The sequence below is a fragment of the Pseudarthrobacter sp. AG30 genome (assembly GCF_003116525.1).
Lineage (GTDB): Bacteria > Actinomycetota > Actinomycetes > Actinomycetales > Micrococcaceae > Arthrobacter.
The window spans coordinates 35,367-61,527 of the sequence record NZ_QEHL01000001.1 but is presented as its reverse complement, the minus strand read 5'-3'; the positions used below and the strand labels follow the sequence as shown (position 1 = coordinate 61,527).

Sequence of the window (26,161 nt, the reverse complement as noted above, 5' to 3'; positions counted from 1 at the left end):
AAACTCCATGAATCTGCATCCAAATCCGGGGTTGGGCCGGTAGTAGGAGTGTCAGCAGAAAATGCCCGCCAGCCGGGCCGTTCAAGGAGATGGACATGCGCAAAACATACTTCGCCGCAGGCGCCGGTGCAGCAGCCATTGCAGCCGCAATCGCTCTGGCCGGTCCCGCCCAGGCAGCCGACGGGGACGCGCAGCTTTCCGTGCTGCACGGGGTCCCCGGACTGACCGTTGACGTCTGGGTCAACGGAAACCGTACCCTTGATGACTTCACCCCGGGAACCCTAGCCGGGCCGCTCGCGCTTCCGGCCGGCAGCTACGAAATTGCGATCACCGCGGCCGATGCCGCCGACGCGTCCGCACCCGCCATTGGTCCCGTAAGCGTCAACCTTGCGGCCAACGGGAACTACACTGCCGCGGCCCACCTGGGTGCGGATGGCAAGCCGACAGCCAGCCTCTTCACCAATGATGTGTCCCAGATCCCGGCCGGAAAAGGCAAACTGACAGTCAGGCATGCCGCCGCTGCCCCGGCCGTCGATGTGCTGGCCGGCGCCACCCCCGTGATCACCAACTTGGCCAAGCCGAACGAGAAGACACTCACCCTCGATCCGGGCACCGTCCCGGCCGCAGTGGCCGCCACGGGCACCACCACTCCGGTGATAGGCCCGGCGGACGTGGCGGTGGCCGAGGGAACACACACCATCGTTTATGCCTGGGGGAGCCTGGCTGACCAGAACCTGAAACTTGCCGTGCAAACCATCGAGGGCCTGCATTCGGCGCCGGGCTCGGTGCCGGGTGCGCTTAACGGTTCGGCGAGTTCCGGCGGAGCGGGTACTGCCGTAGCCACGGCCGGATTCGGACTGGCAGCATTGGCCCTCCTCGCGGGCGCGATAGGCGCGGCCCGCACGGTCCGTGCCCGGAGGGCGGGGCAGTAGCCTCGCGGAATCCGCGAAGGACGTAAGCGCAAGGGGCCCGGCCCGTCAAAGGACGGGCCCCTTGGGCTGGTCCTGGCAAGGTCAACAAGCACAGTGGAAGGGAGGCGTTGGGAATGACGGCAAGCTCGACGACGGCACCGGGCTGCCGCCGGCGCCATGCGGCAGGTGGCGGGGCCGCCGCGCTGGTGGCTGCCGCGCTGGTTCTGTCCGGCTGCGGTTTGGGCAGCTCCGGAGGAGCCGGCAACCCAGGGGGAGAAGCGGTCCCCCCGATGGCAACGATGTCGCCAGGGACCGGTTCTCCCGGTCCGGCGCTCTCCGGACAAGAGCCCACTCCCACCGGTCCCGGCGGAACTGCGGTTCCCGTCCGCCCGGTTGTTCCTCCTGCCGGGGGTATCCCGGTCCGGCCCGCCACTGCGCCCGCAGCTCCGGCCGTGTCCGCGCCCACCTCCTTGACCGTGGCGGGCACGGCCATCGATATGCCGGTGGTGCCCGGGGGAGTTTCCGCAGAGGGAGTGATGGAAATTCCTGAGGCCTTCAACCGGGCGTCGTGGTACAAATTCGGTCCGGCCCCCGGCGCGGCGGAGGGAACCGCCGTCATTGCCGGCCATATCGACACCACCTCGGACCGGGCGCCGTTTTCGGCATTGAAGTCCCTCGCTGCCGGGACCGTCATCCGGGTGGGCCGGGACGGAGCCCCGCCGGTTACCTACCGGGTGGTGGGAGTGGAAATGATGGCCAAGGATAAATTCGACGGCGGCGCCCTGTTCCGCCGGTCCGGCCCGCACGAACTCAAGCTGGTCACCTGTGGCGGCAGGTGGCTGGACGAGCGGATGGACTACAGCGACAATGTGATTGTCACCGCGGTTCCTGCATGATCGGTGGCCAATCGCTTGACTCGTGCACCGAAGCCGGGAAGGAGTTGCCTGTGACGCTTCCCGGGCAGGCCTCCCGCGGGTGGGACGACACGCTGACCGATTCTTTCCTGGCCGGGGACGAGAACGCGCTGGCAGCGGCCTACCGCGAGTTCGCGCCCTTGGTGCAAACCTTGGCCCTGCGCTCCCTTCCGGACCGTGCGGCCGCCGACGACGTGACCCAGGAGGTCTTTATCCGGGCCTGGCGTTCACGGAACACCTTCAACCCCCAGGTGGCCGGGCTTCCGGCATGGATCGTCGGAATCACGCGCAACGCCATTACCGACGCCCATTCGGCGGCGGCCCGGGAAGCGCGCAAGGCCTTCGCCGCGGCCGGGGCCGGCATGGGGGACGATGCCGGAACCGGCACGGAGGCGGCGGAAATGCTGGCGGACCGGTTGCTTCTGGACGGGGAGTTGGAGAGGCTCGGCGAGCCGCAGGGGTCCATCATGAAACTGGCCTTCTACGAGGACCTGACGCACGAGCAGATCTCACGAAAGCTCGGGCTCCCGCTTGGTACGGTCAAGAGCCACATCCGCCGGAGCCTGGCGCATCTACGCAGCAGATTGGAGGTAGACCATGCCGCATCTTGATCCGGAACAGTTGAGCCTCCTGGCACTCTATGAGGGGCGGGAGGACCCGGAGGGCCGCGATCACCTTGCGGCCTGCCCCGAGTGCGCGAATGACTTTGCCGCCCTTCGCCGCACGGTGGATGCCGTGAAGGCATCCCCCGACGTCGGCCGCCTGGCCGTGCCCGGGCCCCAGGTATGGGCTGGAATCCATCGGGAGCTGGGCCTTTCCGAATCACTGCGGGAGGATCCGCTCGCTGTGAAGGAGCCGGCGGAAGGCCCGGTGGCGTCAGGGGTAGCCGCGCCGCCGGCGCCGGCGCCGCCGTCGAACGTCATCCGGCTCGGTGGCCGGGCCGGGGGCGGCAGGACCAAAGCCGCGTGGTGGCACCGCCCCGGCCCGTTGCTGGCAACGGCGGCCGCTGCTGCGCTGGTGGTTTCCGGTGCCATCTGGGCGTTGAACCGTCCGCCCGGGCCCCAGGAACTTGCTGCTGCCCGGCTGGCGCCGCTGGCCCAGCACTCAGCGTCAGGGTCGGCGAAGGTCGTGACGGGTCCAGACGGCTCCCGCAAGCTGGAAATCAGCTTGGACAAGGATGAAGCCAAGGGCTACCAGGAGGTGTGGCTGATCGCCCCGGACCTGACCCGGCTGGTCAGCCTGGGCGTCATGAACTCCACGTCCGGAACCTTTCAGGTGCCCACCGGCCTGGACCTCTCCCAGTACCCGGTGGTGGATGTGTCGGACGAACCAATGGATGGCAACCCCGCACACTCCAGCGTGAGCATCGCCAGGGGCACGTTGACGTCCTGACCCACTGGTGAAAAGCAGGGATCACAACATGTCAGCGGCCGAAGTGCGGCTGCGGCGCCCCCTCCGGAAGCCGCTCCAGGATGCCCTCCGCCACCTTGCGGACCTTGATGTTCCGGTGGCTCGATGCCTTTGCGAGGATGGCGAACGCCTCCTCGTAGGAGCACCTGTTTTGGGCCATGATCACGCCGCACGCGACGTTGATGGACGTCCTGCTGTCCAAGGCAGAGTGGAGGTCGGTCGCGAGGGACCGGGCAGTGTGCATGTCGATGGCCATGTGGAGGCTCCTGGCGGCCAGGGTGGCGAACCCGCGGGCCTCGGCGATGACCTGGAGCGGAAAGGCTTTCGCATCCGGTGCGAAGAAAGCGAGGGCCGCGGTCATCCGGCGGGGGTCGGCCTCGGCGGGAAATATCTGCTCCCGCTGGACCCCGGCGTCCAGCGGGAGCCTTACTGCCAAGGCACTGCCGTATCCGGCGGACTGCAGCCGCCCGGAGTACTGCCGCCAGCGGAAGTCACCGTTCCGTTGAAGCACCGCCACCGGATGGCCTCCCGACAAGACATCGGTCACCGGCCCCTCCGCGGACCCGCGTTCCCAGCCGAGCAGGCGGAGGACCTCTTCGGAGGTGCCGGACAGGGCCGGACTCCGCTTGGGCTGCTGCAGCACCAGGCCGCAACCCACCTCAATCCCCGCCGTCCTGGCGATGTGCCCGGCGGATGCGGCCACCAGCAGGTCCAGGGAGTCGGCGAGGGTTTGGGCGCCGCTGACCAGGTCCAACAGGAGGGCTGGATTACGGTGGCCGTCGGGTCCTGGAGAGGCAGGCGCAACCGTGGCAGCACTGCCCCCGCCGGGGCCGCGTGAGGATGGAGGGCCGGCGACGGCTGGGGGAGAGCCCTTGGTCTCAAAGAGCTCCTCGTCGCCGGCCCCGCTTACTACCCGGGCCCTGCGGGCCGGGAAACCTGTACGTGGGTGTGGTGCATTCATTGCCAGTCCCACACCCCCCTAGTGAGTCAAGTACCGAAAGCCGGAAGTGGTATTGCCTCTGGGAAGAATTTAGTGGCCAGGAAGCACCCGGTGAATGCGTAGCTGGTACCTGTTTTTGGGATGGGGCAGTACTTGGAATCCTGCTCCTTGGATGCCTTCGGGCCATTGCCGCAGGTGGGACCCTGCCCCGCCGGGCGCATGTGGGGGAGAGGGCAAACACCACGGACTTCCCCGTTTCCTTGACTCGCCGGACAGAACCGCAAAGAATGTTTCTATAACGTTGTAAATAATCTGACACAAGGATGTTTTCGTGACCCCAACAGAATCCACCCCGGCAACGATCACCCTCGATCCCGCCTTCACCGTGGGCCCCGTCCGGCGGCGCACCTTTGGCGCTTTCGTTGAGCACCTCGGGCGCTGTGTGTACACCGGAATCTTCGAGCCGGACCACCCCGATGCCGACGAGGACGGCTTCCGGAAGGATGTACTTGAGCTCACCCGTGAACTGGGCGTCTCCACGGTGCGGTACCCCGGCGGCAACTTCGTCTCCGGATACCGTTGGGAGGACGGCGTGGGACCGGTGGACCAGCGGCCCGTCCGGCTGGATTTGGCCTGGCACTCCACCGACCCCAACTCCGTAGGCGTGGACGAGTTCGCCAAGTGGTCCGCGAAGGCAGGTGTAGAGCCCATGATGGCCGTCAACCTGGGCACCCGCGGCGTCCAGGAGGCCCTTGACCTGCTGGAGTACTGCAACATCGACGGCGGCACCGCCCTCTCAGAGCAACGACGCGCCAACGGTGCCGCCACCGGCTACGGCATCAGGATGTGGTGCCTGGGCAACGAAATGGACGGCCCCTGGCAGATCGGGCACAAGAACGCCCAGGAGTACGGCAGGCTGGCCGCGGACACCGCCCGCGGAATGCGCATGATCGATCCAGGCCTGGAACTCGTGGCCTGCGGCAGCTCCGGCCCCACGATGCCCACGTTCGGTGAGTGGGAGCGTGTGGTCCTGACCGAAACCTACGACGTGGTGGACCTGGTCTCCGCGCACCAGTACTTCGAAGACTCCGGCGACCTCCAGGAACACCTCGCCGCCGGGCACAAGATGGAAGCCTTCATCCGCGACATCGTCAGCCACATCGACCACGTGAAGTCCGTCCGAAAGTCCACCAAGCAGGTCAACATCTCCTTCGACGAATGGAACGTCTGGCACATGAGCCGCGGCGAATCCAAAGTCCCCAGCGGAAACGACTGGCCCGTGGCCCCCGTCCTGTTGGAGGACACCTACACGGTGGCCGACGCCGTGGTGGTGGGGGACCTGCTGGTCACGCTGCTCCGGAACACGGACCGCGTCCTCTCGGCAAGCCTCGCGCAACTGGTGAACGTCATCGCCCCCATCATGACCGAACCCGGCGGCCGGTCCTGGAAGCAGACCACCTTCCACCCGTTCGCCCTGACCTCCCGGCACGCGTCCGGCACGGTCCTGCAGCTCGCCGTCGAATCCCCCCTTGTCAGCGGAGGTAAGACGGCCGACTTCGCCGCCCTGTCCGCCGTCGCCACCTACGACGCGGCAAAGGGCGAGGCGGTGGTGTTCGCCGTCAACCGCTCGGCCGCCGGGGCACTGACCCTTGACGCCGCCGTCGGGGGACTGGGCAACGTCCGGGTCATCGAGGCGCTGACCTACTCCAACAAGGACCCCTACTGGCAGGCCACGGCCGACGATTCCAGTTCGGTCCTGCCGGCGGAGAACGTCACGGCCAAGGCCGACGGCGGACACCTGACAGCCGAGCTCCCGGCCGTGTCCTGGTCCATGATCCGGCTCGCCGTGGAGGCCTGACCGGGCCGCGTGCCAGGGCGGAGGCGTCCCCATGACGACGACGGCCCGCAGGTGGGAGGATGGACGGCATGGAACTGCACATCACGGGCGACCCCGCCGCGGACAAGTTGTTGAGTGAGGACGCCTTCGCCCTGCTGACCGGCATGCTGCTGGACCAGCAGGTCACCATGGAATCGGCTTTCGCCGGACCGGAAAAGATCAGGACCCGGATGGGCACCCTGACGCCCGAGGCCATCGCCGGGCACGACCCCGCGGAATTCGTGGAGATCTTCAAGGAACGGCCCGCCGTCCACCGCTTCCCCGGATCCATGGCCGGCAGGGTGCAGGCGCTCGCCGAGGCTGTCCGGGACCACTGGGACGGCGATGCCGCAGCCATCTGGACCAAGGGCTCACCCGACGGTGCAGAGGTGTTGAAGCGGCTCAAGGCGCTGCCCGGCTTCGGTGAGCAAAAAGCAAAGATCTTCCTGGCCCTGCTGGGCAAGCAGCGGGGCCTTGACGCGCCCGGCTGGCGGGAAGCGGCCGGCCATTACGGGGAAGAGGGCTCCTACCTGTCCGTGGCGGACATCGTGGACCCGGAATCCCTGGCCAAGGTGCGGGCCAGCAAGCAAGCGGCCAAGGCGGCGGCGAAGGCAGGAAAAGAACGTTAATGGCAGTCACCATGAACGACGTCGCCCGCGCGGCCGGCGTTTCGCTCAAAACGGTCTCGAACGTCCTGAACGACTACCAGTTCATCCGCCCGGCCACCAAGCAGCGTGTGCAGGACGCCATTGCTGAACTGGGGTATGAGGCCAACCTCACCGCCCGAAGCCTGCGCTCGGGCAAGACGTCCATGCTGGGCCTGGTGCTCTCCGACCTCTCGGCGCCCTATTACGCGGAACTGGCGTCCAGGCTGATGAAGGCCGCATCGCGCCGCGGCTACCGGGTGCTGGTGGAGCAGTCCGGCGCTGAGGCTTCCGTTGAACTCAGCGCCCTGCACGGGACGTTCCGGCAGCTCACCGACGGGCTGCTCTTCACCCCGCTGGTGCTGGACGCCGACGCCATCGCCGGCCGCGCCGGCACCAAACCCCTGGTGATGCTCGGCGAGCACATCATGGACCCCCGCTTCGACCTGGTCACCATGAAGAACGGGGAAGCCGCGGCTGCGCTGACCACCCACCTGCTGCAGGCCGGCCGCCGTCGCATCGCCGTCATCGGCGCCCACCCGGAGGAGTCCACCGGGACCGCGGGACTGCGCATGAACGGGTACCGGAAGGCGCTGGAACAGGCGGGCGTCCAATTCGACGCCGACCTGGTGGCCCCCGCCGAATGGCGCCGCGATACCGGTGCCGCCGCCGTGGCGGGACTGATGGCCTCGGGCGTGCAATTCGACGCCGTTTTCGGCCTGAACGACGTCCTGGCATTGGGCGCCATGCACGAATTGTTGATCAAGGGCGTCAACGTGCCGGGGGACGTGGCGGTCGCGGGCTTTGACGACATCGACGAGGCCCGTTTCGCGTCCCCTTCCCTGACCACCATCTCCCCAGGCATGGATGAGATCGCGGAGCGTTCGATCAGCCTGCTGCTGGACCGGATCGGCGGGCGCGAAACATCCGGGCAGGGCGTGCACATGGAATCAGGGTTCGAGCTGAAGATCCGGGAATCCGCACCCTAGCGTTCCGTCCGGATGATGGACCTGAAACGTGGCGGAAACGTGACCGGCCTAGGCTGGCTGGCAGCACCCCCCCAGGCCGTCGAAGGGAACCCCATGCATCTGATGCCGCGTGAGCAGGAAAAGCTCCTGATCGTGGTGGCCGCGGACCTCGCCCGCCGCCGCCAGGGGCGGGGACTCAAGCTCAACTACCCCGAAGCCGTGGCCATCATCAGCTACGAACTGATCGAAGGTGCCCGGGACGGCAGGACCGTAGCCGAGCTCATGAGCTACGGCACCACCCTGCTGGGCCGTGACGACGTCATGGAAGGGGTGCCCGAGATGATCCATGACGTGCAGGTCGAGGCCACGTTCCCCGACGGCACCAAGCTGGTCACCGTCCACAACCCGATCCGCTAAGGAGCGCCGCAATGATCCCAGGCGAGTACATCCTCCGGCCCGAGCCCGTGACGGCGAACCCCGGCCGGGAGTCCATCGACGTTGCGGTGACCAACACCGGTGACCGGCCCGTCCAGGTGGGCTCCCACTTCCACTTCGCCGAGGCCAACGCCGCCCTGTCCTTCGACCGGGAGGCGGCCTACGGCCGGCGCCTGGACATTCCGGCCGGAACAGCCGCCCGGTTCGAACCCGGCGACTCCCGCAGCGTACGGCTGATCGAACTGGCCGGCGCACGCGAGGTGCACGGACTCAGCAACGCCGTCAACGGAAAGCTCGACGGCGGCACCCGCCTGGACGGGGGCGCAAAGTGAGCTTCGAGATTCCACGCCGGCAGTACGCGGACCTCTACGGCCCCACCGCCGGGGACAAGATCCGCCTGGCGGACACCGACCTGTTCCTCGAGATCGAAAAAGACTTCACCGCCTACGGCGAGGAAGTGGTGTTCGGCGGCGGCAAGGTCATCCGCGACGGCATGGGCCAGAACGGCCAGGCCACCAGGGACGGGAACGTCCAGGGCGCAGACATCCCCGACACCGTCATCACCAACGCCGTCATCCTTGACTACACCGGCATCTACAAAGCGGACGTGGCCATCAGGGACGGGGACATCTTCAGGATCGGCAAGGCGGGCAACCCGCAGATCACCGACGGCGTGGACATCGTCATCGGGGCCAGCACTGAAATCATCGCCGGGGAACGGAAAATCCTTACCGCCGGTGGCATCGACACCCACATCCACTTCATCTCCCCGGATCAGGTGCCCACGGCCCTGGCCAGCGGCGTGACCACCATGATCGGCGGCGGCACCGGCCCGGCTGAAGGCACCAAGGCCACCACCGTGACGCCCGGAAAGTGGCACATCCAGCGGATGCTGCAGGCAGCCGAAGGGCTGCCCATGAACATCGGCCTGTTCGGGAAAGGCCACGCGTCCGCCGTCGAACCCCTCGCCGAGCAGATCCGAGCCGGCGCCATCGGCCTGAAAGTCCACGAGGACTGGGGATCCACCACCTCCTCGATAGACACCTCGCTCACCGTCGCCGACGAATACGACGTCCAGGTGGCCATCCACACCGACACCCTGAACGAGTGCGGGTTCGTGGAGGACACCATCCGGGCCATCAACGGGCGCGTGATCCACACCTTCCACACCGAAGGCGCCGGCGGCGGCCACGCGCCGGACATCATCAAAATCGCCGGCATGCCCAACGTCCTGCCCGCCTCCACCAACCCCACCCTGCCCTACACCCGCAACACCATCGAAGAGCACCTGGACATGCTCATGGTGTGCCACCACCTCAACCCGGACATCCCCGAGGACGTGGCCTTCGCGGACTCCCGCATCCGCGCCGAGACCATCGCCGCCGAGGACGTCCTCCAGGACCTGGGCATTTTCTCCATTACCTCCTCCGACTCGCAGGCCATGGGCCGGGTGGGTGAGGTCATCACCCGCATCTGGCAGGTGGCGGACAAGATGAAGAAGCAGCGCGGCGCCCTGGACGAGGGCGACGGCGGGACCGGCCCGGGCAGCCACGGCTCGCCAGGCAGCGACAACTTCCGGCTCAAGCGCTACGTGGCCAAATACACGATCAACCCGGCCATCGCCCAGGGCATCGCGGACTCGGTGGGCTCGGTGGAGGTGGGCAAATTCGCCGACCTCGTGCTCTGGGACCCGGCCTTCTTCGGGGTCAAACCTGAGCTGGTGCTCAAGGGCGGCCAGATTGCCTACGCCCTGATGGGAGACGCGAACGCTTCCATCCCCACACCGCAGCCACGCACCATGCGGCCCATGTTCGCCACGTTCGGCAAGGCTGTGCAGCAGTCCTCCATCACCTTCCTGTCCCAGGCAGCGATCGACGCCGGCGTGCCCGGGGAATTGGGGCTGGAGAAGGTCATCCGGCCCGTCTCCGGCATCCGCAACCTCACCAAAGCCGACCTCAAATACAACGACGCAACCCCGGACATCCAGGTGGACCCGGAAACCTACCAGGTGACGGTCGACGGCGAGGACGTCACCTGCGAACCCTCCGACGTCCTGCCCATGGCGCAGCGCTACTTCCTGTTCTAGACCCCACCGGAGCCCCCACGTGATCATCGACAAAGTCCTCGGCAACCTGCACGACCTCCCGGACCCCGAAACCTACGCCGGACTGCACCGGGAAAAGGTGATGCTTCCCAGCTCCCAGCTGGTCAAGCGCATCCAGCGCGCCACCACGGACCACGGCAAGGAGATCGGCATCCGACTGTCCGCCGGCTCCGGGGACCTCCGCGACGGCGACATCCTCCACGTGGAAGAGGCCAACATGATCGTGGTGTCCGTGCTGCCCACCGACGTCCTGGTCATCGCACCCCGCACCATCCACGAAATGGGCGTCACCGCACACTCCCTCGGCAACAGGCACCTCCAGGCACAGTTCTTCGACGCGTCCTCCGAGTACGGGGCCGATGTCATGGTGTGCGCCTACGACCACACCGTCGAGGACTACCTCCGCCACAACTCAGTGCCCTACACCCGCCAGGAACGCGTCATGCCTGTGCCTTTCCGCCATGCTGAACACTCGCACTAGGTCGTCGTCTTCGGCTCTTGGCGCCGGCCGGGCTGGCTGCGCCGACCCGGAATGGGGGCTGTGCCCGCTTCGCGGTGCCCACCACGCCGCAGCCCCCATCCCGGGCCGTCGCTTGGGTCTCGCGCCTTTGGGAGGCGCTTAGTGAGCGGGTATCAGCTGGCGCTGCAGCAGCTGACTGACTCTGCGCTTCCTACTGGGGCGTTTGCCCACTCGCTTGGGTTCGAGACCTATGTCGACGCCGGGGTGGTCGCTGATGAGGCTTCTTTTGGGGTGTGGCTTGGTGCTTTTGTGTCGCAGCAGCTTACTTACTCGGATGGGCTGGCGATTCGGTTCCTTTATGAAGGGGCTGATGTGGGGGAGCTGGATTCTCTTCTTTCTGCTTCTCTCCTGCCGCGGCAGGTTCGGGAGGCGAGCGTCAAAATGGGGCTCCGGCTGCTGGAGATTGGGGCTGAGGTGTTTCCTTCACCTGCGCTGGGACTGTACCGGGACCTGGTGGGTGACGGCCGGGCCGCAGGGCACCAGCCGCTCGCGTTCGCCGTCGTCGCCCGCTTCCTGGACGTTCCGCTGCAGGAAGCGCTCGCCGCCTACCTTTTCGCCACCGTCACCTCGCTGACGCAGAACGCCGTGCGCGCCATTCCGCTGGGCCAGAACGCCGGGCAGCGGTTGCTGCGGGCAGCGCACGACAACGTCGCTGCCGCCATCGCCACGATCGCGCACCTCACGCCGGACGACCTTGGGGCCGTCAGCCCCGGCCTGGAAATTTCGCAAATGAGGCACGAACGCCAACGTGCCCGCATGTTCATGAGCTGACCGTGCTTGAAAATACTGTGCTTTTGAGTCAAAGGAGGACACATGTCTGAACCCATCAAGATCGGCATCGGCGGACCCGTGGGAGCTGGCAAGACCCAGCTCGTGGAGCGGCTCACCCGGCACATGAGCGGGGAAATCTCCATGGCCGCCATCACCAACGACATCTACACCATCGAGGACGCCAAAATTCTTGCCGCCAACGGCATCCTCCCCGTGGACCGGATCATCGGCGTCGAAACCGGCGGCTGCCCGCACACCGCCATCCGCGAAGACACCTCCATGAACACCGCCGCCATCGAGGAACTCAAAACCCGCCACCCCGACCTGCAAGTCATCTTCGTCGAATCCGGCGGCGACAACCTTTCCGCCACCTTCAGCCCCGAACTCGTCGAGTTCTCCATCTACATCATCGACGTGGCCCAAGGCGAAAAGATCCCCCGCAAAGCCGGCCAAGGCATGATCAAGTCCGACCTCTTCATCATCAACAAAACCGACCTCGCACCCCACGTCGGCGCTGACCTGGCCGTCATGGAGCGGGATTCCAAGGAATTCCGAGGCAACAAACCGTTCTGCTTCACCAACCTGAAAACTGACGAGGGCCTGGACAAGGTCATCGACTGGATCCGGCACGACGTCCTGATGCTTGATTTGGCCTCATGAGTACGACGGCGGTCGTGTCACCTCAAGCAGGCACCTCGCCGGGGCCTGCGCCCGCGGATGATAGGGGCCGTGCCCGCTTCGCGGTGCCCGCCACGCCGCGGCCCCTATCACCCGCGTCCGCTGATCGGCCCCCGATGGGCGAGCTTGAGCTTCGGGTCGCCTTACGCGGTCAGCGTTCAGTCGCGACGTATCAATATCACCGTGGCGCTCTTCGAGTACTCCGCCCGCACTATCTTGATGACTCCGGGCAGGTTTGTTATGTCGTCGTCAATCCTGGCGGGGCTTATTTTGGGGCGGATCTTTTCGTGTTGGATGTGGAGGTCGGGGAGGGGGCTGACCTGCTGTTGACCACCCAATCCGCTACCAAGATTTATCGGACTCCCGGGTCCTTTGCCGAGCAGCGGATGGTGGTGCGGCTGGGGGAGGCGGCGCGGCTGGAATTCATGCCGGACCAGCTCATCGCCTACCGCGAGGCCAGCTACCGGCAGCGGACCTCCGTGACCCTGCGGCCGTCGTCGTCCTTGGTCATGGCTGAGGTGGTCACTCCCGGCTGGTCGCCGGACGGTTCGGCTTTCCGATACCGGGAAGTGCGCCTGCGCAACGAAATCCGCATCGAATCCGACGGCGGAACCCACCTGCTGGCGCTGGACAACCTGCTGATCAGGCCACCGCTGCACGACGTCACCGGGCTCGGATTCATGGAAGGCCACAGCCACCTCGGGTCCCTGGTGGTGGTGGATGCGAGGGTGGACCAGGCGCTCGCCGATGACCTGCACGGGCTCACGGCCGGCCGCGAAGCGCTGACCGGCATCTCACTGACGCGCCCAGTTGCGGGGACTTCCGGGCTGGTTCTGCGGAGCCTCTCCAACAGCACCGACGAACTGAACCGCCTGCTCCGGTCCTGCACCGACTTCCTGCGCAGCCGCTGGTACGGCCAGGGTCTGCTGGACCTGAGGAAGCACTGATGACCAACATCGCCACCCTCTACCGGGACCGGGACTCCCTGCCGCTCCGGACCCGCGCGCTGTTCACTTTCGGCGCGGTGGCCGCCCTGCACGCCGCCGCCGTCGTCCTCCTGCTCGCCGGCACGACCGGCGGCGGCCAACCGCTGACCTGGGGCCTGTTCCTCACCGCCTACCTGGCCGGCGTGAAGCACAGCTACGACTGGGACCACCTGGCAGCCATCGACAACTCCACCCGCAAGTTCGTGGCGCAGCGTCAAGACCCGGTCAGCGTTGGCTTCGCCTTCAGCCTGGGGCACAGCTCCGTGGTGACCCTCGCCGGGGTGCTGGTCATCGCGGGGGCATCCCTGGTGGGCGGACTGATGCAGGACGGTTCGGCCGGCAACCTGGTCCTGGGCCTGATCGGCAGCGGCGTATCCGGCCTGTTCCTGCTGGCCATGGGACTGTTCAACGGCTCCGCCTTCGTCCGTTCCGCCGGCGCCTACCGCCGCGCCCGCAACGGCGCCGCCGTCGAGCCCCGGGACCTGGAACCGCAAGGCGCGGTGGCGAGCCTGCTGGCCCGGCCGCTGTCCAGGGTGCGCCGGCCGCGGAACATCTACGTGATCGGGTTCCTGTTCGGCCTGGGCTTTGACACTGCCACCACCATCGGGCTGCTGATGATGACGACGGCGGCCTCGCTGGCCGGAGTGCCCCCGTTCGCCCTGCTTGCGCTGCCGGTCGCCTTCGCCGCCGCGATGACACTCTGCGACTCGGTGAACGGCATGGCCATGCTGCGGATGTACCGCTCCGCGCTGGACGACCCCCGGCGGAAGCTCGGTTTCAACGCCGTGGTCACGGGCATCTCGGCCGTGTCCGCCCTGTTCATTGCCGTGATCACGCTCGGCGGATTCCTGCACGCCGCGTTGGCCCTTGACGACCCCGTGACGGGGTGGCTTGGATCGATCGACCTGGGCGACGCCGGCCTGCTGCTGGTGGCCTTGCTGCTGGCCGTATGGGCCGGCGCGGTGCTGAAGGGCAAGGCCTTCCGGACCAAGTGACGGGGCGCGGTACCACCGGCACCGCGCCCGCCAGGTCCGGACCTTACCGGACAGAATCAGCAACGGACGGAATCAGCCGGTCAGCCGAAATCGGCCACGTAGCTGGGAACCCCCACGGCGTCGGTTGAGACCGGCGCCCCCGTGTCGTTGACCACGTGATCCAGCGTGCCTGCGCCGAGGTTCACCGTCAAAAGGCTGTGCAGCTTCACGCCCGGCGTTACCGGCACCTCAAAGCCCCTCGTTGCGTGGATGCTGGGGTCGACGTTGGTGTAAACGTAGCTGCCGCCGCCCCAGAGCTCGTGGGCCTTGACGGAGTCTGCCACCTTGTAGCCTGCCCAGCCCAGGACCCCGTCGTGCTGCCACGCGGCCTGGTTGGGGGCGTCGTAGGGCAGCTCGTTCTGGAAGAAGACCGTGCGCCCGCTTTCTCCATTCCAGATGACGTTGTACTGCTGGTAGTGCTCCACGAACAGGCCCGTGGCCGTGACGTTGTTGCCGTTGACGATCACACCGTTCGCACCGGTGTTGGTGGTCCAGCCGACGCCGTTTCCATGGTCGGCGCGCCAGGCCCAGATGTGGTCCAGAAGGACGTTGTCGCTGTTGACTTCCAGGCTGACCGAGGCTTTGCCGCTATGCGGTCCACCGACGCGGAAGAACACATCATGGAGCGTGGTGGGGTTTGCCGGATCGGTGTGCACGGATGAGCTGGACGGCCCATTGCCCTTCCCGATGCGCATCAGGGCGGGCGAATTCACCTCGCCGGCGTCCACCGTGACGGCGGCGATGTCCACTCCGGGGACATCTGCCACCGTCAGGGGAACTGAGCCGTTGACGGCGGTGAGGGTTGCCATCCCGAGTCCCAGGACCACGGTTCCGGCCCGCTTGACCTCGATGCTCCGGTCAACGTCGTAGACCCCCGGGGTCAGGAGCAGGTTCTTTCCCCGGGCCAACTGGGAGTTGATGGCCTGCGCCGAATCGGCGGGCGTCGCGACGTAGAAGTCGGTCAAGGGGATGCTGCGGCCCGCGGTGGGGCCGTTCTCCCACGAGGTCCCGGCCGAGTCCCGGCGGATGGCCGGTACGAAGACGCTGTACTGGCCGGCCGGATCCACGGTCAGGTAGGGCTTCTCGCGGCTGACGGGAGTGCTGTCCAAGGTGGTGTATGGCGGGTTCGGAAAGGAATCGGCAGGTGCCCCGTTCACCCCTGAAAACACCTGGTTCCAGACTCCATTGGACCAACTCCCGATGCTGCTGTTGCGGACCAGGTACTGCTGCTGGGAGCCATTGATGACGGCGCCCGTCTTTGAATCAGCGATGAAACCGCCGCTGGCATACTGCGGACCGGCCGTGCAGTAGTCCATCAGGGAGAGGTTGCCGCCGGTGATGTTGACCCGGCGCATGGGGGAGGCCTGGGAGGCGGCCCAGAAGTTGGCGGAGCTCCGGCAGCCCTCAAGGCCCGTGACGTTGATGGTGAGGTTGGACAAGGAGCGCCAGAAGTTGTTGAGCGCGATGCAGTTGTCAGCGGCCAGGCACCGGTTGTAGACGTCCACGTGCCCGTTGATGGTGACGTCGGTGGGGGCAGCGCCCAGGCCCGCAACCTCGGTGGAATACCCCACCTGGATGATCAGCGGCTCCTGGGGCGTGCCGTAGGTGCCGGGCTTGAAGAGCAGGGAATAGCGCTTGGTCCCCATTTCGTCGTCCACCTGCTGCGCCGCAATGGAGTCCACCGTGGCCTGGATCCGGGCCACCGGCATGCCGGGATCGAAAACGTAGGTGTTGGGTCCGAACGGATTCCCTGCAGCCGGTGCCGGGGCTGGGGGCACTGGCGACGCCGGTGCCTGGGCTGCCGGGCCCAGGGCCGGTGCTGCGGCCTGCGCGGGTGCTGCCCCGCCGGCGGCGAAGAGACCCATGAGCAAGGCGGCGGCGGCCGCAATCGTCCCGGCCCGGTGCAGGCGCGGTAACAATACGGGGTTGGCTGTATCAGGGCGTGGGGCTAGCGGCATTGCTGGTCCTGTCGGTGATGGGGTGGACGGCCAGGGCAACTGGGGCAGCCGGGCCGAGTGGTGGGAGCGCTCCCGTCGGGGAAGCGTAGCATTGCGTTTTTGCCCAGGCAAGGCTTTTCGGGAGCGCTCCCACGCACCCTCGGTGTCGTATTGTCGGTGGAATGAACGCAAACTCCAGCCGCCCGGGCACGCCAGGAGCAGGGCGGCCCAGTCCCACGCTGGAGGACCTGGCGTCGGCCGCCGGGGTATCCCGTTCCACCGCATCCCGCGCCATCAACGGCGGGTCCAAGGTGAGTGCGCACGCCCAGGCCGCCGTCGATGCCGCAATCGTGGCGTTGGGCTACACCCCGAACCGCGCTGCACGGAGCCTGGTCACCCGGCGCGCCGGTTCGGTGGCGCTGGTCATCCCTGAACCTGACGCCCGGGTCATGATGGACCCCTACTTCGCTGCCGTGATCACGGGCGTCAATGAAGCACTGCGCGGCACCGACCTGCAGTTGGTGCTCCTGATGTCCCGGGCCGGGGACGACTCCGCCCGGACCCTCCGCTACCTGCGCGGCGGGCACGTGGACGGTGCCATCGTGGTGTCCCACCACCGCGCCGATGACTGGGTGGAGACCTTGGGTGCCACGGGGCTGCCCACCGTCTTCATCGGCAGGCCCTGGGACACGGGAGCGGGAATCCCCTACGTGGACCTGGACAACTTCGAGGGCGGCCGGCTGGCAGCCCGGCACCTGGCGTCCTTGGGCCGCAGCACGCTGGCAAGTGTTGCCGGGCCCACCGACATGACGGCCGCCGTCGACCGCCTTGACGGCTGGCTGCAGGGACTCAAGGACGCGGGCCTGCAGCCCGGGCCCGTCATCCACGGGGACTTTACGACGACGGGAGGCGCCGCCGCGGCCGGGCGCCTGCTGGCCCAGGCGCCCGGAGTGGACGGGATTTTCGCCGCCTCCGACCTCATGGCCCTCGGCGTCGTGGATGCCCTTCGGGGCACGGGCCGGCGGGTACCGGAGGATGTGGCAGTGGTGGGCTTCGACAACCACGCCATCCAGGCATCAAACGGCTTGGGACTTACTACCGTGGCGCACCCCATGGTGGACATGGCTTCTGCGGCAGGACAACTCCTGGCCAGCGCGATCGGATCCCCCGGGGAGCACATGGACCCGGTGGTCTATCCGGCGGAACTGGTGGTGCGCGCCAGTACGGTTCCCTGACCGCCCCGGCGCGCCTCCCAGCAAAGGCCGGAGCTACGCCGCGAGCTTTCCCTTGGCTTTGCGGTGCGGCCGGTGCGCGGTGGCGGCCAAGCGCGAGTGCGCCCCGGCGAGGACTTCGCTGCCGTCCGGCACGGTGCTGTCCGTGACCAGGTGGGCGCCGTGCTCCACCAGGACGCCGGAGCCGATCCTGGAATGGCTGCCAATATGGACCCGGTTGCCAATGACTGTGCCACGCCCGATGCGCACACCGTCGCCGATCACGGTCCGGTCACCGATCCTTGCGTCACGGTCAATCCAGCTGCCGTGCCCGATCCTGCAGCCCGCACCCACCTGCGCACCGTGCTCCACGTAGGTCATGGGGCCGATCCGTGCGCTCTCGGCCACCTTCGCTCCTGGAGCGATGAGGCCGCCGCCGTTGTCGTGGCGGGCATACCGGGTGATCTTCCCGGCGTCGTCCTCAACTGACACAAACTTTGCGGTCATACCGTCCCTCGTTAACGCTGCGGCACTCTACCGCACAGTAGGTTAACGGCCGGGAGCTTTCGAGGATTCCCAAACGGGCCCAGACGGCGCGGTTTTTGGTGCCGCCGACGGGCTATGCCACCAGGTTGGCGGCCGCGGTGTCCATGTGTTCCAGGATGGTCTTCCGGGCCAGCGCGGCGTCGCCGGTATCAATGGCGGCGACGATGTCCTTGTGCCGGTCCACGCTCATGTTGCGGACGCCTTTTTCCAGGCCGGCGAACATGATGGACATCCGGATGGAGCCCTCCAGGGACTCCCAGGAGTGGAGGAGCGTTTCGTTGCCGGTGAGCCGGCACAGCGTGCGGTGGAATTCAAGGTCGGATTCGATCCGTTCCTCCAGGGTGCCGCTGGCTGCGGCATCCATGGCGTCAATGGCCTTGTGCAGCGAGTCGGTGACCTGTTGCCGGTCGGGCAGTTCGCACAGGGTCCGGGCCGCGAGGGACTCCAAGGCGGCGCGGACGGAGTAGATGTCCCGGATTTCCTTTTCGTCCAGGTGGCGGACGGACAGCCTGCCGCGGGGCCCAGCGGAGAGCAGGCCCTCCTGTTCAAGCTGGCGGAGGGCTTCGCGCAGGGTGCCGCGGCTGATCTGCAGCATCTCGGACAGTTCGGTTTCCACCAAGTGGCGCCCGGGTTCCAGCTCTCCGCTGGTGATGGCGGTCCGCAGCGCCGAGAGCGCCTGCTCGCGGAGGCTCTTCTTTTCCAGTCCCAGCAACGGGGCGGTCAGTCCGGCCATGGCTTCTGTCCTCAATGTCATAAGTCGACTGTCTACAGTCGGGAGTAGTTTCGATAGTACGGCAGAATGCACGGCACCGGCTTGGGACCGGTGCCGTGCATTTTCATGGGGTGGCTTGCCTTTAGCCGAGTTCGGCCAGGACCTTGGCGACGATGCGGTCCGTGGCCAGGCCGTAGCGGTCGTGCAGGGTGGGCAGGGCGCCGGCATCGAGGAACTGGTCCGGGAGTGCCACGGGCACCACGCGCTTGCCCAGGCCCGCGGTGACCACGGCGGAGGCGACGGTTTCGAACAGTCCACCCACCACGGAGTGGTTTTCCAGCGTGACGGCGAGGCGGCCGGTATTGATCTCCGCGAGGACGGTTTCGGCGTCGAACGGTTTGATGGTGGGGGTGTGCACGACGGCGACGTCCACGTTGTGTGCCGCCAGCGCCTTGGCTGCCTGGAGGGCGCGCATGGTCATCAGGCCGGAGGAGATGAACACGACGTCGTTGCCGCCACGCAGCACCTTGGCCTTGCCCAGCTCGAAGGTGTAGCCGTACTCGTCAAGGACGGTGGGCACGTTGCCGCGCAGCAGTCGCAGGTATGTGGGGCCTTCCGACGCTGCCAGCTGCGGCACCGCCTGCTCGATGTCCACCGAATCGCAGGGGTCCACGATGGTCAGGTTGGGCATGCCGCGGAAGATCGCCATGTCCTCGGTGGCCTGGTGGCTGGGCCCGTACCCGGTGGTGAGGCCGGGCAGGCCGCCCACGATGTTGACATTCAGGTTTGGTTCGGCAGCGTCCAGGCACAGGAAGTCGTAGGCGCGGCGGGCCGCGAACACCGAATAGGTGGACGCGAACGGGACCAGCCCGGTTTCGGCCAGGCCGGCCGCGGCGCCGAAGAGCAACTGCTCTGCCATGCCCATCTGGAAGAACCGTTCCGGGAAGGCCTGGGCGAAGATGTGCATGTCCGTGTATTTGCCCAGGTCCGCGGTCAGGCCCACGATCCTGTCGTTCTCCTGCGCGGCCTTCACCAGGGCGTGCCCGAACGGCGCGGAGGAGGTCTTCTGGCCGGGGTCCGCGAAGGAGGCGATCATCGCCGAGGTCTTCAGCTTGGGCTTGGCTGGCGTGGCCGTCGTCGTGGTGGTGCTCATGCTGAAGCCTTTCCTTCATATCCGGCGGTGAGCTGCTCGCGGCAGACCTGCCATTCGTGTTCTTCGATGCGCATGAAGTGCGCTTTTTCGCGCTCCTCCAGCAGGGGAACGCCGCGGCCCACCTTGGTGTCGCACAGGATCACGGAGGGACGCCCGACTGCGGCGGCCTGGGCGGCTGCGTTGTCGAACGCTGCCAGCAGGGCGCCGACGTCGTTCCCGTCCACGCGCTGGGTGTACCAGCCGAACGATTCCCACTTTTCGGTGACCGGCTCGGTGCGGAGCACGGTGTCGGTCTTGCCGTCGGCCTGCAGGGCGTTGATGTCCACCATGGCGGTGAGGTTGCCCAGCTGGTGGTGGTGCGCGCCCATGGCGGCCTCCCAGGTGGAGCCCTCATCCAGTTCGCCGTCGGAGAGGAAGTTGAACACCCGGGCGTTGGAGCCCTGGTAGCGGAGGCCCAGGGCCATGCCGACGGCGATGGTCAGCCCATGGCCCAGGGAGCCGCCGGAGATTTCCATGCCGGGGGTGTAGGTGGACATCCCGGACATCGGCAGCCGCGAGTCATCCGAACCATAGGTTTCCAGCTCCTGGACCGGGACGATGCCGGCCTCGGCGAGGGCGGCGTAGTGGCCGATCGCGTAGTGGCCGGTGGAAAGCAGGAACCGGTCGCGGGCCTCCCAGTGCGGGTCCTCCGCCCTGAACCGCAGCTGGTCCCCGTAGACGGTGGCCAGCATGTCCGCGGCGCCCAGGGCCTGCCCCACGTAGCCCTGGCCCTGGACTTCGCCCATGTTCAGGGCGTGGTGCCGGATGCGGTACGCGGCGGCGCTGATCTTGTCTACCCGCTCCGGGGTCACCCCAGCCTGATATGTCTGTCCCTGCGGGGCGGCGTCCTGGACGGTTTCTGTAGGCATTGCGTGCTCCGTGATTCTCTGGTGCGTGGTGGTCATTCAGGCGTTGACCGTGTTGGGGGTGCTTTTGGTGGCTTCGTCTGCGAGCTGCCGTTCCCGCTTGCCCCAGGTTTCCCGGGTGGCGATCGCGGCCCAGAGGCCGATCAGGGCGTAGGCGCCGAAGAGCAGCGCCGGGCCCATCCAGCCGAAGCTGACGAACAGCAAGGTGGTGATGAACGGTGTGAAGCCGGACACCATGGCGGAGATCTGGTAGGCCAGGCTGGCGCCGGAGGCGCGGGTCTTGGCCTGGAAGAGCTCGGGGAACCAGGCGCCCTGGGCGCCGGCCAGGGAGTTCTGGCAGACCGCGTAGGAGATCACGATGGTGAGGATGATGGCGATGAACAGGCCGGTGTTGACCAGCAGGAACATGGGGATCGCGAACAGTGCGGCGAAGGCCGTGGACCAGACATAGAGGGGACGGCGGCCGATGCGGTCCGTCAGTGCCGCCCAGGCCTGGGTGGCGAAGATGCCGATGGCGGAGGCGATGCAGAGGGCGACGAGGGTTTGGGTCTTGTCCGCCAAGTGCTGGCTGTTGAGGTAGGAAATCATGTAGGTGATGGATACGGCGTAACCGGCGGTCTCGGCGATGCGCAGGCCGATGCCCTTGACGATGTTGCGCCAGTCCGTCTTGAGGACCTCGACGATGGGTGCCTTGACGATGGTGCCGCTGTCCTTGACCTCGTCGAAAACGGGGGACTCGGGAACCTTGGACCGGATGACCAGGCCGACGGCGACCAGCACGATGCTGGCCAGGAACGGGATGCGCCAGGCAAGTTCACCGCCGAGGCCGGCGCTTGCGAGGAACGTCAGGTTGGCCAGCAGCAGGCCCACCGGGAAGCCGGCCTGGACGATGCCGGTGTACTTGCCCTTGGTCTTCCACGGCGCATGCTCGTAGCTCATCAGGATGGCGCCGCCCCACTCCGCGCCGAAGGCCAGGCCCTGGACGATGCGGACGAAGACCAGCAGTGCCGGAGCCAACAGGCCGACGGCGGCGTAGGTGGGAAGCAGTCCGATGGCGAAGGTGGCCAGGCCCATCAGGATCAGCGACGAGACCAGGACAGGCTTGCGGCCCACCTTGTCGCCCAGGTGGCCGCCGATGATGCCGCCCAGCGGACGGGCCGCAAAGCCGACGCCCAAGGTGGCGAAGGAGGCGAGGGTCCCCGTGACGGGATCGCTGCCGGGGAAGAAGGCGGTGCCGAAATACAGTGCGGCAGCGGTGCCGAAGCCGATGAAGTCATACGTCTCGATGACGGCCCCCACGCCGGATCCGATGGCAACTCGGCGGGCGTCCTTGGTGCCGTGGACCGGGCCGCGCATGGTCAGAGCATCTTTGCTCATGGTGGTTCCCTTTCGAAAAGCGGCTGTGGAAGGTCCGCCGCTGTCGACTGTTAACAAATTGGTACGACCCAGTGTGACGCACCTCATCTTCACTGTCAACAGTCGACTTTCAAAGTTGACTGTTGACAGTTAACGCCAGTACTGTGGTGCCCATCACTACCGCTCGGCACGATTCAAAGGATCAATGATGTTCCATTCCAGACTTGGGTGCTCATCCATCAGCTTCCGGCACCAGGACCTGGGCACTGCCCTGGGCACCATGAAGGGTCTGGGATTCGAAGAGATCGATCTGGGCGCCCTGCCCGGGGTCTGCGACCACGTCCCCTACGAACTTGACGAGGCCGCCGTGGCGGCGGTGTCGCAGGAAGTCATCGCTTCCGGTCTGCGGGTCCGCTCAGTGAACGGCGACATAGGGGACTTGAACGCAGTCCTCGACTCCAATGGACAGGACGCCAGGCGGCGCCACCTGGACGCCCTGCTCACCCTCACTGCCAACATCGGGGCCAACGCCCTGGTGCTGCCCTGCGGCGCCCTCGATCACAGCCCGGTCCGGAGCGTCGAGGAAGACCTGGACCTCATTGCCGGGCAGCTCGCGGCTGCGGCCCGGCGCGCTGCAGGGTTCGGCGTCGAACTCTGGACCGAGTCCCTGCACTTCCTGCGGTTCTGCTGGAACCTGGAACGTGCGGGACTGCTGGCCGAACGGCTGGCCGGATCCGGCGTCGGAATCGTCATGGACTTCAGCCACATCACCGCCGCTGGCGAGGACATCCAGGACTATCTGGACGTTCATGCGGGACGCATCAGCCACGTCCACCTGCGCGACGCCGTGCCCGGGAACATCAACCTCAGCATCGGCAACGGTAACGCCGACTTCGCCGGGGGCCTGAAGCGTCTCGCGGCCGACGGCTACGCCGGCCACTTCTCGCTCGAACTGGAAACCCGGGACGTCACCCATGACGAACGCCCGGCCGCCGCCGCCAAGGCTGCAAGCTTCATCACCGACCTCATCTGACCTGCACACACCCCAAGGAGCACCACCATGACCGCCATCCAGCGCACCGCCGTCCTCACCGGAGCAACTTCGGACCGGGGCATCGGCATCACCACCGCCCGCCGTTACGCCCGTGAGGGCTGGGGCATCGCCATCCTGGACCTCGACGGCGAGAAGTCCGCCAAGGTCGCAGCCGAAATCGGCAACGAATTCAATGTCCCCGCGTTCGGCCACGAGATCGACGTCGCCAACGAAGCCTCCGTCACCGCCGCCCAGGCCGCCGTCGCCGCCGAAGTGGCAGCCGGCAACCTCCCGCCCGTCGGCGCCCTGGCCAACATCGCCGGCATCACCTCCCCGGTGCCATTCCTGGAGACCACCCTTGAGCTGTGGCACAAGGTCATGGACGTCAACGCCACCGGCACCTACCTGGTGACCAAGGCCTTCCTGCCCGCCATGATCGAGAACGGCTGGGGCCGGATCGTCAACATGTCCTCCGTCTCCGCCCAGCGCGGCGGCGGCGTCTTCGGCAAGGTTCCCTACTCCGCTGCCAAGGCCGCCATCCTGGGCTTCACCAAGGCCCTGGCCCGTGAACTCGGCACCACCGGCGTCACCGTCAACGCCATCACCCCGGGTGCGGTGGACACCAACATCCGCGTGGGCAGCACCGAGGAACAGGAAGCAGCCATCAACGCCGGCATCCCGCTGGGCCGCAACGCCACCACCGAAGAAGTGGCCTCCGTGATCACCTTCCTGTCCTCCGAGGACTCCGCCTACCTCACCGGCACCACCATCGACATCAATGGCGGCAGCCACATCCACTAGCAGCCGGCCCCTCGCCAGCCAGAAAGCTCCCTCCATGACCAAGATCTTCAACGACCCTTCCGACTTCGCCGAGGAAGCCCTCGCCGGGTTCTGCGACGTCCACGCGGACCTGGTCCGGCAGGTTCCCGGCGGTGCCGTCCGCCGCTTCCGGCCGGCACAGCCCAAGGTGGCAGTCCTGGCCGGCGGCGGCTCGGGCCACTACCCGGCCTTCGCCGGGCTGGTCGGTGCCGGCTTCGCCGATGGCGCGGTGGTGGGCAACATCTTCACCTCGCCGTCGGCGCAGCAGGCCTACTCGGTGGCCAAGGCCGCCGAGTCCGGTGCCGGCGTCGTCTTCACCTACGGCAACTACGCCGGCGACGTGATGAACTTCGGCATGGCCAGCGAGCGCCTTGCCGCCGAGGGCATCGCGGTGGAGAACGTCCTGGTCACTGACGATATCGCCAGCGCCCCGCCGTCGGAATCAGCGAAACGCCGCGGCATCGCCGGTGACTTCACGGTGTTCAAGGTCATGGGCGCCGCCGCCGAGAACGGCGCGGACCTGGCCGAGGTGGTCCGCCTGGGCCGCAAGGCCAACGACCTGACGCGGACCATCGGCAGCGCGTTTGCCGGCTGCACCTTCCCGGGCGCCGAATCGCCCCTGTTCACCCTGCCCGAAGGGCAGATGGGCCTGGGCCTGGGCATCCACGGCGAACCCGGCCTGCACGACACCGACCTGCCTTCGGCCAAGGACCTTGGCCACGAACTGGTGGCCCGGGTGCTCGCTGAAACGCCACCGCACGCCGGCAAGCGCATCGCCGTCATCCTCAACGGGCTCGGCTCCACCAAGCATGAGGAGCTCTTCGTCCTCTGGGGGACCGTGGCGCCACTGCTGCGTGCCGCCGGCTACACGCTGGTGATGCCCGAGGTGGGCGAGTTGGTGACCAGCCTGGACATGGCCGGCGTCTCGCTCACCATCACCTGGCTTGATGAAGAAGTTGAGCCGCTGTGGGTTGCCCCTGCGGAGACGCCTGCCTACCGCCGCGGCAACGCTGCCCTGGAGGCCGGGGCCCGGGGCGTCGAGGAAACGGCCGACGGCGGCGCGGCCGCTGCGGCGTTCGTCGCCACGGACGCCTCCCGCGAGTACGCCGCCGCCTGCGTAGCGGCCATTGATGCCGCCCGTTCGTCCCTGCACGACGCCGAAGAGCGGCTGGGCCGCATGGATGCGATTGCCGGCGACGGCGACCACGGCCGGGGCATGGTCCGCGGCGTCGACGCGGCCGCCGCAGCCGCCTCCGCCGCCCTGGGCCACGGCGCCGGTGCCGGTGATGTGCTGGCTGCCGCCGGGGACGCCTGGGCGGACAAGGCAGGGGGCACCTCCGGCGTCCTGTGGGGAGCGGCGCTGCGTGCCTTTGGCGAGACGCTGGGCAACTCCTCGGCCCCTGAACCGCGCGCGCTGGCAGCAGCCGTGACCGCATTCGCTGACCGGATCATCCAGTTGGGCAAGGCCGAAACAGGCGACAAGACCATGGTAGATGCCCTGCTGCCCTTCGCCTCCGCCTTTAGCCGCGCAGTGGCCGAGGGCGTGGAAACGGGCCGTGCATGGCAGGAAGCCGCGCAGGAATCCGCTGCTGCGGCGGAAGGCACCGCGGACCTCCTTCCCCTTAAGGGCCGGGCCCGGCCCCTTGCGGAAAAGAGCCTGGGCACGGCGGATCCCGGCGCCACATCGCTGGCCATGGTCTTCGCCGTCATGGGCCGCACTTCACCGGCGCCGCCGGGTCCGAAGGCAGCACCGCCACCGTTGCGGCGGCGGCCGCTGAGTCATGACAACGGAAGGGAACACCATGGGGCTGCGGCTCATTGTCGGCGCGGATGAAGCGGGCGTGGACTACAAGGACATGGTCCTCGCGGACCTGCGGAACGATCCGCGCGTCAGCGAGGTCATCGACATCGGCGTCAACCGGAGCGACGCGCCGGATGACTTCGCCAAGCCCTACCCGTACGTGGGCATTGCCGCCGGCGAGATGATCCGGGACGGCGCCGCTGACCGGGCCATCCTGTTCTGCGGTACCGGAATCGGCGTCGCCATCGCCGCCAACAAAGTCGAAGGCATCCGCGCCACCGCCGCCCACGACTCCTTCTCCGTGGAACGCTCCATCCTGTCCAACGACTGCCAGGTCCTCACCATGGGCCAGCGGGTGGTGGGCATCGAACTCGCCCGCCGCCTCGCCAGGGAATGGATCGGCTACACGTTCGACCCGGCGTCGGCCTCGGCTGGCAAAGTGAAGGTGCTCACCGACTTCGAGTCCTGCTGACAGGCCCTGCCCCGGAGCTGGGCGG

27 protein-coding genes are annotated in these 26,161 nt (G+C 67.3%); 20 read left to right on the top strand and 7 right to left on the bottom strand.

What is annotated here, in order from left to right; translation table 11 throughout:
• Positions 1-95: 95 nt before the first annotated feature.
• The 4 genes from DC347_RS00295 to DC347_RS00280 all read left to right on the top strand — a co-directional run bounded on the left by DC347_RS00295 (position 96) and on the right by DC347_RS00280 (position 3,217).
• Positions 96-932 carry a DUF4397 domain-containing protein gene (locus DC347_RS00295; RefSeq protein WP_109044034.1) on the top strand — a complete coding sequence of 279 codons (837 nt, stop codon included), beginning with the start codon at positions 96-98 and terminating at the stop codon, positions 930-932.
• A 113-nt stretch (positions 933-1,045) separates the two neighbouring features.
• Positions 1,046-1,807 carry a class F sortase gene (locus tag DC347_RS21875; RefSeq protein ID WP_240617654.1) on the top strand — a complete coding sequence of 254 codons (762 nt, stop codon included), beginning with the start codon at positions 1,046-1,048 and terminating at the stop codon, positions 1,805-1,807.
• Between the two features lie 50 nt (positions 1,808-1,857).
• Positions 1,858-2,436, top strand: a complete 579-nt coding sequence (locus DC347_RS00285) for an RNA polymerase sigma factor (protein WP_109044033.1) — start codon at positions 1,858-1,860, stop codon at positions 2,434-2,436.
• The gene (locus DC347_RS00280) at positions 2,423-3,217 is read left to right on the top strand and encodes an anti-sigma factor (RefSeq protein ID WP_018763212.1); all 795 of its coding nucleotides are present in this window, start codon (positions 2,423-2,425) and stop codon (positions 3,215-3,217) included. Before DC347_RS00285 ends, DC347_RS00280 begins: the two co-directional genes overlap by 14 nt.
• A 31-nt stretch (positions 3,218-3,248) precedes the next feature.
• On the opposite strand, the gene DC347_RS00275 is transcribed toward DC347_RS00280, so the two are convergent.
• Complete coding sequence (locus tag DC347_RS00275; RefSeq protein WP_081624200.1) at positions 3,249-4,196, bottom strand: GAF and ANTAR domain-containing protein; 948 nt, start codon at positions 4,194-4,196, stop codon at positions 3,249-3,251.
• Between the two features lie 310 nt (positions 4,197-4,506).
• Here DC347_RS00275 and DC347_RS00270 point away from each other — a divergent pair, with 310 nt between their 5' ends.
• The 11 genes from DC347_RS00270 (at position 4,507) to DC347_RS00220 (ending at position 14,152) form a co-directional block, all read left to right on the top strand.
• Positions 4,507-6,033 (top strand): alpha-N-arabinofuranosidase, encoded by a 1,527-nt coding sequence (locus DC347_RS00270; protein ID WP_109044032.1) that lies wholly within the window; start codon positions 4,507-4,509, stop codon positions 6,031-6,033.
• Positions 6,034-6,092: 59 nt separating this feature from the next.
• The gene (locus DC347_RS00265; RefSeq protein WP_018763215.1) at positions 6,093-6,680 is read left to right on the top strand and encodes an HhH-GPD-type base excision DNA repair protein; all 588 of its coding nucleotides are present in this window, start codon (positions 6,093-6,095) and stop codon (positions 6,678-6,680) included.
• Positions 6,680-7,684, top strand: coding sequence for a LacI family DNA-binding transcriptional regulator (locus DC347_RS00260; protein ID WP_109044031.1), 1,005 nt, complete (start codon positions 6,680-6,682; stop codon positions 7,682-7,684). Before DC347_RS00265 ends, DC347_RS00260 begins: the two co-directional genes overlap by 1 nt.
• 93 nt (positions 7,685-7,777) lie before the next feature.
• Complete coding sequence (locus DC347_RS00255; RefSeq protein WP_018763217.1) at positions 7,778-8,080, top strand: urease subunit gamma; 303 nt, start codon at positions 7,778-7,780, stop codon at positions 8,078-8,080.
• Between the two features lie 11 nt (positions 8,081-8,091).
• Positions 8,092-8,430 (top strand): urease subunit beta, encoded by a 339-nt coding sequence (locus tag DC347_RS00250; RefSeq protein ID WP_109044030.1) that lies wholly within the window; start codon positions 8,092-8,094, stop codon positions 8,428-8,430.
• On the top strand, positions 8,427-10,184 hold the full coding sequence (gene ureC / locus DC347_RS00245) for an urease subunit alpha (RefSeq protein ID WP_109044029.1): 1,758 nt from the start codon (positions 8,427-8,429) through the stop codon (positions 10,182-10,184). The genes DC347_RS00250 and ureC overlap by 4 nt, the downstream gene beginning before the upstream one ends.
• 19 nt (positions 10,185-10,203) lie before the next feature.
• Positions 10,204-10,683 (top strand): urease accessory protein UreE, encoded by a 480-nt coding sequence (ureE, locus tag DC347_RS00240; RefSeq protein WP_018763220.1) that lies wholly within the window; start codon positions 10,204-10,206, stop codon positions 10,681-10,683.
• A 141-nt stretch (positions 10,684-10,824) separates the two neighbouring features.
• On the top strand, positions 10,825-11,493 hold the full coding sequence (locus DC347_RS00235) for an urease accessory protein UreF (RefSeq protein WP_109044028.1): 669 nt from the start codon (positions 10,825-10,827) through the stop codon (positions 11,491-11,493).
• A gap of 42 nt (positions 11,494-11,535) precedes the next feature.
• Positions 11,536-12,153 carry an urease accessory protein UreG gene (gene ureG / locus DC347_RS00230; RefSeq protein ID WP_109044027.1) on the top strand — a complete coding sequence of 206 codons (618 nt, stop codon included), beginning with the start codon at positions 11,536-11,538 and terminating at the stop codon, positions 12,151-12,153.
• Positions 12,154-12,287: 134 nt separating this feature from the next.
• The gene (locus tag DC347_RS00225) at positions 12,288-13,118 is read left to right on the top strand and encodes an urease accessory protein UreD (RefSeq protein WP_109044026.1); all 831 of its coding nucleotides are present in this window, start codon (positions 12,288-12,290) and stop codon (positions 13,116-13,118) included.
• The gene (locus tag DC347_RS00220) at positions 13,118-14,152 is read left to right on the top strand and encodes a HoxN/HupN/NixA family nickel/cobalt transporter (RefSeq protein ID WP_109044025.1); all 1,035 of its coding nucleotides are present in this window, start codon (positions 13,118-13,120) and stop codon (positions 14,150-14,152) included. The genes DC347_RS00225 and DC347_RS00220 overlap by 1 nt, the downstream gene beginning before the upstream one ends.
• A gap of 80 nt (positions 14,153-14,232) precedes the next feature.
• Here DC347_RS00220 and DC347_RS00215 read toward each other — a convergent pair whose 3' ends face one another.
• Positions 14,233-16,056 carry an adenylyl cyclase gene (locus DC347_RS00215; protein ID WP_109044024.1) on the bottom strand — a complete coding sequence of 608 codons (1,824 nt, stop codon included), beginning with the start codon at positions 16,054-16,056 and terminating at the stop codon, positions 14,233-14,235.
• 254 nt (positions 16,057-16,310) lie between these two features.
• Between DC347_RS00215 and DC347_RS00210 the strand changes: the two genes are divergently transcribed.
• On the top strand, positions 16,311-17,363 hold the full coding sequence (locus tag DC347_RS00210; protein WP_109044023.1) for a LacI family DNA-binding transcriptional regulator: 1,053 nt from the start codon (positions 16,311-16,313) through the stop codon (positions 17,361-17,363).
• Positions 17,364-17,396: 33 nt separating this feature from the next.
• Here DC347_RS00210 and DC347_RS00205 read toward each other — a convergent pair whose 3' ends face one another.
• The 5 genes from DC347_RS00205 to DC347_RS00185 all read right to left on the bottom strand — a co-directional run bounded on the left by DC347_RS00205 (position 17,397) and on the right by DC347_RS00185 (position 22,032).
• Positions 17,397-17,846 (bottom strand): transferase, encoded by a 450-nt coding sequence (locus DC347_RS00205; protein ID WP_109044022.1) that lies wholly within the window; start codon positions 17,844-17,846, stop codon positions 17,397-17,399.
• Positions 17,847-17,958: 112 nt separating this feature from the next.
• Positions 17,959-18,618 (bottom strand): GntR family transcriptional regulator, encoded by a 660-nt coding sequence (locus DC347_RS00200; RefSeq protein WP_109044021.1) that lies wholly within the window; start codon positions 18,616-18,618, stop codon positions 17,959-17,961.
• Between the two features lie 121 nt (positions 18,619-18,739).
• A complete protein-coding gene (locus DC347_RS00195) occupies positions 18,740-19,750 on the bottom strand; it encodes a transketolase family protein (protein ID WP_109044020.1) in 1,011 nt (336 codons plus the stop codon).
• Positions 19,747-20,658 (bottom strand): transketolase, encoded by a 912-nt coding sequence (locus DC347_RS00190; RefSeq protein ID WP_018763231.1) that lies wholly within the window; start codon positions 20,656-20,658, stop codon positions 19,747-19,749. Before DC347_RS00190 ends, DC347_RS00195 begins: the two co-directional genes overlap by 4 nt.
• A gap of 36 nt (positions 20,659-20,694) precedes the next feature.
• Positions 20,695-22,032 (bottom strand): MFS transporter, encoded by a 1,338-nt coding sequence (locus tag DC347_RS00185; RefSeq protein ID WP_018763232.1) that lies wholly within the window; start codon positions 22,030-22,032, stop codon positions 20,695-20,697.
• A gap of 187 nt (positions 22,033-22,219) precedes the next feature.
• On the opposite strand from DC347_RS00185, the gene DC347_RS00180 reads away from it, so the two are divergent.
• The 4 genes from DC347_RS00180 to DC347_RS00165 are packed head-to-tail and all read left to right on the top strand — an operon-like array spanning position 22,220 to position 26,136.
• The gene (locus DC347_RS00180; protein WP_109044019.1) at positions 22,220-23,044 is read left to right on the top strand and encodes a sugar phosphate isomerase/epimerase; all 825 of its coding nucleotides are present in this window, start codon (positions 22,220-22,222) and stop codon (positions 23,042-23,044) included.
• Between the two features lie 27 nt (positions 23,045-23,071).
• Entirely contained in the window at positions 23,072-23,845 is a 774-nt protein-coding gene (locus DC347_RS00175; protein WP_109044018.1) for an SDR family NAD(P)-dependent oxidoreductase, read from the top strand.
• Positions 23,846-23,879: 34 nt separating this feature from the next.
• On the top strand, positions 23,880-25,697 hold the full coding sequence (locus tag DC347_RS00170; RefSeq protein WP_109044017.1) for a dihydroxyacetone kinase family protein: 1,818 nt from the start codon (positions 23,880-23,882) through the stop codon (positions 25,695-25,697).
• Positions 25,645-26,136 (top strand): RpiB/LacA/LacB family sugar-phosphate isomerase, encoded by a 492-nt coding sequence (locus DC347_RS00165; RefSeq protein WP_018763236.1) that lies wholly within the window; start codon positions 25,645-25,647, stop codon positions 26,134-26,136. The genes DC347_RS00170 and DC347_RS00165 overlap by 53 nt, the downstream gene beginning before the upstream one ends.
• Positions 26,137-26,161 lie beyond the last annotated feature (25 nt).